Raw genomic sequence first — 12,753 nt, forward strand, 5'->3', positions numbered from 1 at the left:
GGTGTTGAAGGCAAGCCCGAGCGGGGCGACATGCGAGCTCAGCGCATAATCGGGCACGATCGCCTTGGCGACGAGATCCGGCCGCTGCGGCTCGACGCGAGGGTCGACGTGCTGGCCGTAATAGCTGTAGGGCCAGCCGTAGAAGCCGCCATCCTTCACCGATGTCATGTAGTCGGGCACGAGATCGGGACCGAGCTCGTCGCGCTCGTTCACCACCGTCCATAGCGCGCCGGTCTGCGGCTCGAAAGTCAGCCCGTTTGGATTGCGCAGGCCGCTTGCGAACACGCGCCAGCGGCCGCTGGCACGGTCGACCTCGAGGATCGCGGCGCGGTTGTGCTCGGCCTCCATGCCGTTCTCGGTGATGTTGCTGTTGGAGCCAACGCCGGCATAGAGTTTTGAACCGTCGGGGCTCGCGACCAGGCTCTTGGTCCAATGGTGATCGATCGGTCCGCCCGGCAGCGGCGTCAACACCGTCCCGGGCGCCGTGATCTTCGTGTCGCCCTCGGTGTAGGGATATCTCACGATCGCATCGGTGTTTGCGACATAGAGATCGTTGCCGACCAGCGCGACGCCGAACGGCGAGTTGAGATGGTCGAGGAAGACGCTTTGCGTCTCGGGCACGCCGTCGCCATTGCTGTCGCGCAGCAGCGTGATGCGGTTGCTCGCGCCGGTATCGCCGCCCGAGGTCGCCCAGGACTCGACGAAGCCCATCACGATCTCTTTTGGCCGCTTGATCGGGGCGCCCTTCGGCGCCTTGGATTCCACCACCAGTACGTCGCCATTGGCCAGCACGTAGAGCGAGCGCGGGTGCTGCAAGCCTGTGGCGAAGGCCTTGGCCTGCAAGCCCTGCGCAACCGTCGGTGCCTCATCCTTCTTCCAGCCGACGATGCGGGCGATGTGGATCGGCGGCAGCAGATATTGCTGGATGTCGGGGAGCGTCGGGTTGACGCCCACTTGCGCCCTGGGATCGCCGCTGCCGTCATTGCAGCCGGCCAGAGACAGCAGCGACGAACACAGCAGCGCGCGGACAAGCAAGAACTTCATCGCGCAACTCCCACGCCGTGGCGATAGACCATGGCCCAGCCAAGCCAGCCCGTGATCGGCAGGATGAGCACAGTGATCGCGGACAGAACGAGCCCGGTCGGCCACACCGATGTCCAGGCATCGCGCATGTGGATCATCGTATTGAAGATCGCCAGGATCAGCACCACCGCATTGCCGATCAGGTGTGGCCAGGCCGGCGCCTGCGCCCGCACCAGCCGGTTACCGAGGAAATCGGTGAGGCCCGCGATGGCCGCCAGCACGCCAAAGATGACGCCGACGAGCAGAAGCCACGCCGAAAAATCTGCCCACATGATCTCGGCGCTGACGACATAAGCGATGTCGGTCAGCAGCGCCCCGATGAAACACACGATCGGAATCGGCACCAGCATCGGATGAACCGGATGTCCCGCAATCTGCGCGGTGGCGCGCACACGCACGTCTTCTTGCACGATGGCCCTCGTGTGAGATGTCTCCCCTGTCTCAGCAGCCAACTCCCGCTTGGAGCGATGGTTCCTGGCACATGCGGATGATGCGACCGGCTCGGGTTTGCGACAGTGCTCACTCCGGCGGATTGAACGTCCGCGCGACGCGTACACGGACTCCTTGCGAGGAAGCCGCGACCAAGGTCGATACTTCCGGCTTCGCCCGCTATGCGCCAGGACAAGGCGGCCTTGGCCATCGGCGCCTTGCCGGCTTACTACAAGAACGCGTGACCGGCTCACCAAAGGCAACAGTCCGTTGAACCCGAGGAACGCGGCCCGACACAAAGCCGTATGGCGGTCCATGAAATGAGGGATTGTTAACTGCGCATCCACCTGGCGGTTTTGTTGTTTGTGACAACGTTCGCAAGAGATCAAAACTGGGAGCGATTCATGCAGACCACGTTTGTCGTACCAGATGCAGAAAGTCGCGATTGCCGCCCCGCCCCTCCGGGACAACCCGGCGTCGCCGGATCGCCGACGAGCCAGACGCGCCCCAAGGCTCCTGCCGGTGAGAATGCGGACAAGCAACCCGCAGGGGTGGTTGTCGTTTCCAGAATATTTCAAAATCAAAGCTGAGCCAGGCAGTATCCGGAGCAGCGAAGGTGACCCGCTTCCTGATCACCTGATCGTTTCGAACAACGTACGCGAAGGCAGCGCGTCTCCCTGACGCCTCCTCGCTATCGGGCCCATCGCTCGACGGGTAAGAGTTGTTGACTCATCTCCTGCGAGCTGGTCGCCGCGACGGTGCGCGTCCCCGATCAACCTGACGCGACGTTTCCCTCCCAGCACATGCCCACTGCTCTGCCGTGCGATGGTTGCGACGTCGGGAAAGGCCGGCAATGGAGCGGGTGCAGCCAGACCATCGCACGCTTGGCGTGTGAAGCACTTCACATCGTTGAACCCGGAGACGTTGTACCCTGAAAGCGTCGGGAATTATTGGTTCAGCGTCATGGTTCCGACCGTGAGTTCGTGAAACGCGAGCCGAAAGCCCCGACAGAGGCGGAGGCACGCTCATGTCCACGTCCACGACGGCGGATCCATCCATTGCCGCGAACGCGCGAGCCTCCGCAGGCGCCGGCCATTCTGCGCTACGCGCCCTCCAGCTGCCTTACCTTCTACTCGGACCTGATGGACGAGTTGGTGACGCCGATCTGTCGCCATACAATCTCGCAACCACCATCAAGCCAGGTGTGTCGCTCGACACCGCGCTCTCGATCCCGTTCGAGACATTGATCGACGCAGCCCGGTCCGACAGGCCCAAGCCACTGCCGGCTCTGCTCTATACCGCAACCATGCCGACGCTCGTCCTGGCGCAGCCTGTGCGACTGGCGGACGGACTGTTGGTGTTGATCATCAGCCTCGATGCCCTGCAGGCCGCGGAGCAGCAGAAATTCGAGCGGACACCTTACGGGGTGGTCCGGCTTGGACTCGACGGTCGGGTCGATTTCGCCAACCCTGCGGCGCTCCGCCTCTGGAGCATGACTGAACTGGTCGGACAGCGCTTTGTGGACCTGCTCCCCGAGCGCTTCCGGGACGAGTTCGTTGTCAAGCTGGGCGAAGTGCTCGACACCAAGACGTCGCGCTCAATCAGGCTTACAAGCGGTGCCGCCGTGCTGATCGGCACGCACAAGGTGCACTCGGAGCCGCGACTGACCTTGCTTCCTGAATTTCTGGACGGCAGCACTTTACGCGGCGTGCAGATCGTCATCCGCGAGGGCATCATCAATGCGTTGCGCGTCGCATTGCGAGAGGCGGCCCTTGAAACGGCGAAGGGTGGATCGGCCCCGAAGCCCGATGGCCCGCATGGCCCGACCTGGCGAGACCGAACCCGCCGAATGCTCGACCTGTTGAGGGACGTCCTGCCGCATGACCTCGCGATCATCAGCGAGGTCTCCGGCAGCGCCGAATGGATACGCCCCATCCTGATGCACCCCGAGCCACCGAATCACTGGCCGCGCATGTGGTGGCGCATGTCCAGGGAAGAGCTCGCGCAGTTCGACGCCGGTCCCTATCGCGAAGAACTTACGAAGTGGATGAAATCGAATCCCGATCGCCACGACGAGCCCCTGTTGAAGCTCCTGCGGGAGGTCCGGCCCGGCGGCAAGCCGCTGGAGTCCTTTGCCATCGTTCCAATTCGGCCGAACGGCCGCACAGAGGCCGTTCTGACGTTGGCTTCGACGCAGCCAAGGCGCTTCGAGGTCCTGAGCGAGGCAGGAACGGCCGGGTCCGGCTACGATGATGAAGAGGAATTGCCTCGCGATCCACTCGCCGTGCTCGATCGCCTCGGCCTCGACACCCTTCTGCTCATGATGCTCCGACGCGCCAGACGCGAGGCGGAGGCCGCGCAAAGGACCCTCGTCGCCAACATCGAGGCCGCCGAGACGGTACCGGATGCGGTGCTCATATTGCTGCGCGAGCTGGTCAGGCATTTTGGCTGGGACCATGCGGCGGCCTTCATCGCGCATCATCCGGAGGGAGCCGAGACGATGCCTTCGCGGGACGCAGATCCGCACGCGGATGCGGAAGAGCTGCAGCTTTTCGCCCAATTCCCGGAAACTGAAAATGAAGCCGAGCATCCGCTGGCAATCCCGAAGAACTATACACAGCCGCTCTACGACCCGCGGCCAGGCGAGGAATTCGACGAGGCCCGTGCTCTTGAATCGGGAATGCTCGGCGCCGCCATCCGTAACGCGCGGCGCGGCAACACCGGCGTGCTCGTTGCGAGCGACGTGACCAAACTCGACGATGCCGGACGACCGCCGCACTGGTTCCGTTCGGTCGGCGAGAAGCCACGCTCGGCGCTGACGATCGCCATTACGATCAATGGCCGCACACGCTGGGTTCTGGATACGGTCTCCCGCCAGCCCAATGCCTTTATCGAGGAGGACGGGGATCATATTGCCCCCCTGGTCAAGGGTCTGGCCGCGCGCATCTCGCAGTTGCGCGAATACAAGCTGAACGAACGCCTGATCGACCTGATCGACAAAGCCGTTCTGATCACCGACGACGCCGGCGTGATCCTGCGCGCCAACCCACGTGCGCGCGAGCTTCTCGGCCTCCCGCCGTTGTATTTCGACAGACGAGACCATCGTCTCATCGAGTTCGTGCATGGACCGAACGACGCCGGCCTTCCCGGCCCGCACCAGACCGAGGCAAAGCTGAGCATTGGACCGAAGGGCGGCAAAGGTGTGGAAACGCACGTCAGGCGGCTCGAGGACATGACAAGGACGTCCGACATCATCTGGCTGCTCAGCGGCGCCGATCGCCAGACCTACAACGTCGAGACACGTTACATCGCCGAGACCGTGCAGGAAGTGGCCCGTCAGGTGCGTGCGCCGCTTCTGCTGGCCGCCACGCTGGCCAAACAGCTTGGGCACGTCTCGCTGCAGGACACGATCGCACCGTTGGCTAAGCAAGTGCGCGAGGGCATCGCAAAGGCCGACATCACCTTCGAGCGACTCGCCGAAGCACAAGGAGCGCTGCGCGATCCGAAGAGAGAGGAGCGCATCGTCCCGCTCAAGGCGCTGTTGGACGAACTCTGCGATACGCTTCCGGGGACTGACCGCGACCGGCTACGGCTGGACACCGCCAGCGAGGCCGAAGTCAGCGGCGATCGAGGCCGGCTGGCCTATGCACTTCGCACATTGCTCGGCTATATGCTCTCACGCGACACGAGCCCCATAAGCATCAAGCTTCGCCATCTGAGTCTGCAGGCTGAGATCGAATTGTCGGGAGCGGAGATCGAGCAATCCGCGAAGCCGGAGGACGCCGTGCGTGCCGCGGCCCTGGAGGCCGCCGCAGACGCCCAAGACAGCGTGCGGGCAGTCTTGTTGGCCCATGGCGGCGGGCTGGAGCGTACGACAGCCGGCTTCCAGATACATGTACCGCTTGCACACGACACGGAGGCATCGCCGTGAACGTCTTGTTCATTTGCAACGATCCAACCATGCAATTGATGGTGCAGGAGAACGTCGAGGGAGCGAACTTCAGGACCCTCGCCAATGTCGACGTCGCGACACAGTATCTCGAGACGAGAGTGCCGGACGTCGCGCTGATCGATCCCGAGACTGGCGTAGGCCGGCAGGGGGACAACGGCGTACGCACATTTCTGGAGCGCTTTTCCGCTTTGGACGCCAGGTTTGGCTCTGTGGTGATGCTCCGTGCGCCCGGTTCAGAATACGAAGTCGAGGCGGTGCGCAATCCACGCGTCTGGACATGGAACACTTGTGCAGGGATGGACGGCGGACTGGACCCCTGGGAGCGGCTGAACCGGTCTCTGGAGGTCGCATCTTCTGCGCCAAAGGCGCGGAATTTCAGGGCCATCGTCACCTTTACCGGGGATGCCGTGACACTCAGTGTCGAAGAGAACGGCATTTCCGTGATCCGCGATCGTCCCCTGCTCACCGATGCGGACTCGAAAGCGACGCTCGAGGCCATGGTCATCGATGATCTCGAACCTTCCGAGATCGGCGACCTTCGCAAAACCTGGCGAAGCTACAAGTCGAGCGGCTGCAACGCCTTCAACGCCCTGTTCGGCCCGATCGGAAAGGCGCTCATCAGCAACGAGCCAAACGAGTCCGTCGAGTTTCGATTCGATATGGAGCCGATGCAGTTTCAGCGTCGCTTTGCCTTGCCGCTCGAACTCATCGCACTTGCCGTCAACGACCGTCCCGACGGATTCCTCTGTAATCTCCGTCCGATGGCTCGCCGCGCATTGCACATCAAGAAGCGTCCCGCAAACGGCGACCACCTTCCGCATATTCTGTTCGTGAATGCCGGATCGGCAGAGGGCGAGTTCTCCATTCTGGGCGACGACAATCCCGCACGGAGGTGGCTGCCCTCGATCCGGGACAGCACCGACGCGCAGCGAGAGCGATTGGAAGACCTCCGCGACCGCGACCTTTGCACACTCGAGGAACTCACACTCGAAGGCTTCAACGAGAGGTGTGAGGCGCGCGGCGTCAAGAAGGCAAGAAGCTTTCGGAACGCTCTGGAGCGCCGTCTCTGCGAGCCGACAGACGAAGACACCGCCATCGACATCCTGCACTTTGCCGGCCACGGGATCAGCCAACGTCAGACCGAGACGCGGTTGATATTGCCCGCCGTCCCGCCTCGGCCCGACGAGGCCGCCAAGGATGCCGACCTGCTCGAGGTCAGAGAACTCGCGGGATGGTTGCCCGACAATGTCCGGGTCGTGTTTCTCGCCGCCTGCCAGAGCGCTTCGATCTCTGCCGCGGAACACCTGCATCTGGCCAAAGGCTGCAGCCTCGTCGGTTTCCGCTGGAAGGTCGTGGCAAAGCGCATCCCGGACTTCGTTAGCGGCTTCTACGACGCACATCTGCGCGAGAGGAAGTCGGTGGCCGGCGCCTATCGGGCCGCTTGCCAGAAGGCACAATTGCCGGAGGACCCTGCCTGGGTCAGCGCCGTTGCGCTGGCGGCAGACTGACATCGGAGGAGTGACGGCATGACCACGCTGAACGGCATTGCTGAGTGGATCAGCGGCACCTGGGAGGGACTCAGGACCAGACCGCGCCTGCGTCAGATCTATACGCCTGTCGCGGCGCCGGGCGAGCCGCCCTCAAGCTCGTTCATCCCGGAGCGCAGCTACGTCACCATTCGGATTCGAGAGCTTCGCCTGGCCGAGGCTGGCGCTCTCCTCAATGACTACCTGCCGATGTGCACGTGCTTCCTGCGCGAGGGAGCGGGAGATGCGGCTCGGACGATGCCGTTTGTGATCGGCGCGGAGATGATCCGGAGCGGCCTTGGCGCCAACGCACCGCGCGATGCGGGCCGAAATCTCGCAATCCATGACATGGAACTGGTGCGCCATCTGCCGGTGCGGGGACAAGGCCTCACGCTCTATTCCTCGCTGTGTCACTTCAAGGACGATTCCGTCGCAAGCGGACTGCTCGGCTTCGCGGCAGAGGCGGCCAAAGCGGTCGGCGGAGAAGGTCTCGCAGCACCCGTTCGCATGGCCGGAGATCTGACCGGAAAACTGCAGACGCTGCTGGGCTCCGGCGGGGTCGAAACGCGCTTCGCCAGGCTGGACGGCGATCCACTGCGCCAGAGCGGTCACTATTTGCTCGCCGCTTCAAGCGAAGGAATCGACGGCGCATTGTCGGTGCGAGACGGTATCGTCTACCAGGGTGACGGCGCTGCGGCCAGGCCGCTGGAGAATGTCGACTATCTGTTGCTGGAATTCGGCCATCTGGAGACGCTCGCCAGCGAAGACCTCGCCTTCGTTTCGCATCTGCCGTTTCACAAGCGCTACGAGCAGGTCGAGCAGGAGATCATCAAATCACAGGGACAACGCTCGCCGGTCGCGGATGATTTGATGATCAAGCTGCAGCAGGAAATCTTCGCTTCCCCCGCCCTTGTCGCACGCGATCGCTTCTCGCTCACGCAAATCTACCTCGCCGCGCGACAGAAGCTGGAATCCTCATTCAAGAACCAGTTTGCCGCAGGCGAAAAGTTCGACGCGGGAACCATTCTGTGGGAGCGCGAGCGAAAGGCCTCGACCCCCAAGGTCGGCCGTCTGATTGCCGCTGCGCGGGGAGGATTGGGCCAGGCGCTCAGAACGGAGCGCAAGGCCCCCGCGGGTACACCAACGACGATGCAGGATTTTGCCGCCATCGCCGCGGCGGTTCGAGCCGCAGGGCTGCCCGAAGACCTGCCTGACAACTTGTTTGATCTGTCGGAGGCCGATCGCGACAACAAGCTTGAAGCGGCCAACCTGGCACTGGAAACTGCCAGCCTGGCATTGACACGCGCCGTGCTGCACTAAAGCATGGTCCGGAAAAGTGCGCAGCGGTTTTCCGAAAAGATCATGCTTAAACAACAACGTACAGCGCGATGCGATCAGGATGAATCGTCATGGCGCTTTCAGCAGTCTTCGCAGACTGGATAGCGGCAGCGTATTGATCACGTCGGATGGCCCGAGCCATCCGCGGGGCGCGTGATCGACACCAAATCGCTTATTGTCGCCGTCGAAGGACTGGATGCACGCGGAAGCTCACGGGGCCCGTGCGGCCGTCTTCCCGGCCGGGAACCGCTTCAGGATTGCAATGACTTCATCATCGCTGACCTGGCTGAAATCCCGATAATAGTAGCCGATCGCGCCGAAGTCCCGCGGCGTATCCAGGCAAACGATTGCATCGACCTCTCCGTGCAGCTTCTGCAGCGTCTCGAGGGGGGCCACCGGTACGGCGAGGATCAATTCCTTTGGCCCCCGCTTTCGCAGCGCCCGGATCGCTGCGAGCGTCGTCGCGCCCGTCGCAATGCCGTCGTCGACGATGATCGCGACCTGCCCCTTGACGTCCGACCGTGCGCGATTGCCCAGATAGCGTTTGCGCCGCCTGTCGATCTCGACAAGCTCCTCCTTGCAGATGGCCTCGAACGTCTCCTCGCTCACGCCGGTCAAATCGATGATGTCCTGGTTGCGAACGATGACGGGCTGCTCCCCGTCCACGACCGCGCCCATCGCAAGTTCCGGCTGCATGGGCACGCCAATCTTGCGCACCAGAACCAAATCAAGAGCCGCCTGCAGCCGACCGGCCACCTCCGCCGCCACGGGAACGCCGCCGCGCGGCAGTGCCAGGACGACAGGATGGCGGCCCTTGTACTTCACCAAAGCTGCGGCCAACTGACGGCCGGCATCGTCTCTGTCTTGAAACAACATATCGGCGGATCCGCGTGAATTTGAAACAGACTATTGCGCAGGCGGCCAGGATCGTTGATCAGCGTCAAACCGTATCGCTCTTCGTTTGGCAATAGGTTGTCATGCTGGAGCGTCAGAATGACCTTTCGATCGAGGAAGCCGAGAACGACAGCGTCTCTGCCCTGGCCCGCAAGGTCGCCTTTCTGGGCCAGCCCGAGAGCTACAGCCCGGCTCCCGATCGCCTTCAGGCGCGCGAGACCCACATGTCCTGGGTCTTCATGAATGGCGCGCGGGTCTACAAGCTCAAGAAGCCGGTGCGCTTTCCCTATCTCGACTTCTCGACGCCGGCTCGCCGCAGGGCCGCGTGCCTGGCGGAAGACAGCCTCAACCGCCGGCTCGCCCCTGACGTCTATCTGGGCGTCGTGCCGCTGACCGAAAGCGCCTCGGGCTACGCGATCGGCGGCCACGGTCCCGTCGCTGACTGGCTTGTCGTGATGCGCCGGCTGAACGAGAATGAAACGCTCGAAGCCATGCTCCGCAGCGGCAGGGCTCGCAGCGCCGATGCCGAGCAGCTCGCGGCGGTTCTCGCCCGCTTCTATTCGCATGCCGCGCGGGTCCTGATCGAACCAGAGACTTACCTGGCTTCGCTCCACGAAGCCGCCGTGCTCGATTGGCGAACTCTCCTGAAAAGAAGCTTCGGCCTGCCCCATGGCACGATCTCGCGTGTTGCGTCCGTTCAACGGCGGTTTCTCGAACGAAATGCTCGAACACTCATCGAACGGGTCTCGCGAAGGTTCGTCGTCGATGGTCACGGCGACTTGAGACCGGAGCACATCTGGCTGACGCCTCCCTATCCCATCATCGACTGTCTCGAGTTCAATTCCCGTTTGCGGGCCAGCGATGCATTGGACGAGATCGCTTTTCTGCACCTGGAATGCGAGAGGCTCTGCGGCCGATGGTTCGGTGACGCGATCCGTCGGCGGCTGGCACGCACGCTGCACGATGACCCCGCGAGCGGCGTATTCCTGTTCTATCGAATTGGTCGCGCGATGCTGAGAGCACGCCTGTCCATCGCGCATTTGTCCGATGCGCAGCCCCGCACGCCCGAGAAATGGCCCCGCCTCGCGCGCGCCTATCTCGCCCTCGCGGAAGCCGACGCAAGGCAGCTCGAACGGCTGCTCGCCCGAGAAATGGAGTGAGGCTCCGTCAAGCCTGGTACATCAACAGATCAGCCAGGGACTCGTTCTGATGCAGCCGTCTGATGGCCTCGGCCAGCAGCGGAGCCGCCGGGATCACCTCGAGCTTGGCGAGCACCGGCCCGGGAGGAAGCCTGAATGGCGGAACGGTGTCTGTGGCGATGATGCGATCGATCGACGCGTCCGCAAGTGCCGTCTCGGCCCCCGGCATGAACAAACCGTGGGCAACGCACGCAACGACGGTTGTTGCGCCATGCGCCCGCGCCGCCTTTGCCGCACGGACCAGGGTTCCTCCGCTGCTGATCAGGTCGTCGACCACGACACAGAATGCATCAGTCACGTTACCGGCAAACAGGTCACCGGACACCCGGCCCGAGCTGCGATGCTTCTCGACGAAGGCCTTGCCTATCGGCCTCTGCAACGCCTTCTCGAGAGCCTCGCGCAACAGATCGGCTCGCTTTCCACCACCCAGATCCGGGGACACGACGCTGATCGGCCTGTCGCCCGCGATCGACCTGATCCCTTCGATCAGCAGCGGCGCCGTCGTCAGTGCAACGGAAGGACAGCGAAAGGCGTTCTCGAAGGCCGCTTCGTTATGCACATCCAGCGTCACGATTCTGCTCGTACCGACCGCCTCGAACAGGGACGCCAGGTAACGGATGGTCACGGGATCATTTTCCTTCGTCCGGCGATCCTTTCGCGCATAGCAGAGATATGGCGTGACCGCGGTCACGCTGGTGGCGCCCGCGTCCTTCAGCGCGCCGATCAAGAACAGCAGGCGACAAAGCTTGTCATTCGGGCTCTCGACGGGGCCACCGTAAAGACTGTGAATCACGTAGACATCGCAACCGGCCACCGTATCGAGCGGACGGACCTTGTGTTCGCCGTCTTCGAAGCTGCGCTCCTCGTGAGCGGCCAGCTTGCAGCCCAGCGACGTCGCGACGTGCTCGCCCAACTCCGTGCTGCCGTCCAGGGCGAACAGGCGCAGCCGATCGCTCCGCGCCAATGCGGTCCGAGGCATCCAGCTACTATCCATCATGGGCACTCCCACAATTCAGTGATGGAGCACCTATGCCCGCAAGCCGTGCTTGTTCAGAACTCTGACCGTGCTGGCCTGGGGCCCCTTCACTCCGAGCTCCTCAACGAAGCTGACACGCGAGCCGACGGCGACGTCCGCGCGGCCCTCCACGACACTGTTGCAATTGAAGTAGATCTCCTGGCCGTCGGCCCCTTCCAGAAAGCCGAACTCGCCGCTGGGGTCGATACGCACAACCGTCCCCACCGGCTCACCTTCGTGGAGCTTGATCTGGCCATGCATCACGCGCACCTGGTCCTGCAGCTGCCGCCGCGCACGCTTGAATGCATCGTCCACCGCAAAGGTCAGATCGGCGTACCGCTCGTCCTCCTTTGGCGTCCGCCCGACATTGACTTCGCGTCCTTCGGGAAGGGACAGCCGGATGCTGACCTGGTATTGACCGCCCGTCTTGTGACGATCGCCGGGGCCTCGCACGATGATCCGGCCCGCTGTCGCCCGACCGTAGCGCTTCTCCAACTCGGCAATGTGCCCGTCGATCGCGGCCTGCAGCTTCGCCGACGGCGTCACGTGCTCGAATTCAATCTGGGCCGGGGTTTGCATGGTTGGGCTCCTCCTGTCAGGCGGTCGATCTGAGCACACGGCGTGCCCACGGCTTTGCGCGAAATCAATGCGATCCAATCCGGCAATCCATGGAACTTTGCGGCACGTCAAAGCAGTCCAGCCCGAGCCTGCAAATAATTCATGATCTGTCTCTGATCCGGGAGAAACATCATGAGCACGTCCACGGGTGTGACCGCGCTGGACCATTCGGTCCAGGAAACGAATGTTTGGCTCAAGGCCATCGACGAGCAGCTGGCGCTGGAGAACCGTCATCAGGCCTACAATGCATTGCGAGCCGTCCTGCACGCCTTGCGCGATCGGCTGCCGCCGGAAGTCGCCGTCAAGCTCGGGGCTCAGCTGCCGATCATGGTGCGCGGCATCTACTACGAAGGCTGGCACATGGCGGCGACGCCGACGAAGGAACGGCATATCGAGGAATTTGCGCTACATGTCGCCAGGGAGCTTCCGCCGCAGTTCCCAATGAGTGCGCTCGCCGCAGCCCGCGGCGTTTACGAAGTGCTGTGGGAGAAGCTGGATCCCGGCGAATTCGAGAAGCTGATGGCCCATCTTCCGGCGCCGCTCAAGAATCTACAGGGCTGACCGGACCCGGAGGGCGGTTTCATGAAACGCGAGCAATCGTTCGACGCTCTCATTTCGCCGCCAGGGCTCGCAGGAACGCTGACATTGCCGGAAAATCCTCGTGGCCTGGTCGCGTTTGCGCACGGCAGCGGCTCGAGC

General features: G+C 63.1%; 10 protein-coding genes. 5 read left to right on the plus strand and 5 right to left on the minus strand.

What is annotated here, in order from left to right:
• Together IC50_RS00055 and IC50_RS00060 are read right to left on the minus strand one after the other, a co-directional pair.
• Positions 1 to 1,044: PQQ-dependent sugar dehydrogenase (locus IC50_RS00055; protein WP_035699095.1), on the minus strand; the 1,044-nt coding region annotated here is incomplete at its 3' end.
• Entirely contained in the window at positions 1,041 to 1,493 is a 453-nt protein-coding gene (locus IC50_RS00060; RefSeq protein ID WP_035699096.1) for a DUF2231 domain-containing protein, read from the minus strand. The genes IC50_RS00055 and IC50_RS00060, both read right to left, overlap by 4 nt.
• A gap of 1,046 nt (positions 1,494 to 2,539) precedes the next feature.
• Here IC50_RS00060 and IC50_RS00065 point away from each other — a divergent pair.
• The 3 genes from IC50_RS00065 to IC50_RS00075 are packed head-to-tail and all read left to right on the plus strand — an operon-like array spanning position 2,540 to position 8,310.
• Entirely contained in the window at positions 2,540 to 5,443 is a 2,904-nt protein-coding gene (locus IC50_RS00065) for a PAS domain-containing protein (RefSeq protein WP_081492311.1), read from the plus strand.
• On the plus strand, positions 5,440 to 6,972 hold the full coding sequence (locus IC50_RS00070) for a CHAT domain-containing protein (RefSeq protein WP_035699098.1): 1,533 nt from the start codon (positions 5,440 to 5,442) through the stop codon (positions 6,970 to 6,972). The genes IC50_RS00065 and IC50_RS00070 overlap by 4 nt, the downstream gene beginning before the upstream one ends.
• An 18-nt stretch (positions 6,973 to 6,990) precedes the next feature.
• Complete coding sequence (locus tag IC50_RS00075) at positions 6,991 to 8,310, plus strand: hypothetical protein (protein ID WP_035699100.1); 1,320 nt, start codon at positions 6,991 to 6,993, stop codon at positions 8,308 to 8,310.
• Positions 8,311 to 8,538: 228 nt separating this feature from the next.
• Here the strand turns inward: IC50_RS00075 and IC50_RS00080 are convergent, their stop codons facing one another.
• Positions 8,539 to 9,204: a phosphoribosyltransferase gene (locus IC50_RS00080; protein WP_035699102.1), complete on the minus strand. Its 666-nt coding sequence runs from the start codon at positions 9,202 to 9,204 to the stop codon at positions 8,539 to 8,541.
• A 101-nt stretch (positions 9,205 to 9,305) separates the two neighbouring features.
• On the opposite strand from IC50_RS00080, the gene IC50_RS00085 reads away from it, so the two are divergent.
• Positions 9,306 to 10,382: a hypothetical protein gene (locus IC50_RS00085; protein ID WP_050990838.1), complete on the plus strand. Its 1,077-nt coding sequence runs from the start codon at positions 9,306 to 9,308 to the stop codon at positions 10,380 to 10,382.
• A 7-nt stretch (positions 10,383 to 10,389) separates the two neighbouring features.
• Here the strand turns inward: IC50_RS00085 and IC50_RS00090 are convergent, their stop codons facing one another.
• Complete coding sequence (locus IC50_RS00090) at positions 10,390 to 11,418, minus strand: ribose-phosphate diphosphokinase (protein ID WP_244429487.1); 1,029 nt, start codon at positions 11,416 to 11,418, stop codon at positions 10,390 to 10,392.
• Between the two features lie 30 nt (positions 11,419 to 11,448).
• Complete coding sequence (locus IC50_RS00095; protein ID WP_035699105.1) at positions 11,449 to 12,015, minus strand: HPF/RaiA family ribosome-associated protein; 567 nt, start codon at positions 12,013 to 12,015, stop codon at positions 11,449 to 11,451.
• 171 nt (positions 12,016 to 12,186) lie between these two features.
• Here IC50_RS00095 and IC50_RS00100 point away from each other — a divergent pair, with 171 nt between their 5' ends.
• Positions 12,187 to 12,615 (plus strand): DUF2267 domain-containing protein, encoded by a 429-nt coding sequence (locus IC50_RS00100; RefSeq protein WP_035699107.1) that lies wholly within the window; start codon positions 12,187 to 12,189, stop codon positions 12,613 to 12,615.
• Positions 12,616 to 12,753: the final 138 nt, after the last annotated feature.

Origin of the sequence: Bradyrhizobium genomosp. I (2014) (genome assembly GCF_000261685.1) — a bacterium.
Classification (GTDB): Bacteria; Pseudomonadota; Alphaproteobacteria; order Rhizobiales; family Xanthobacteraceae; genus Bradyrhizobium.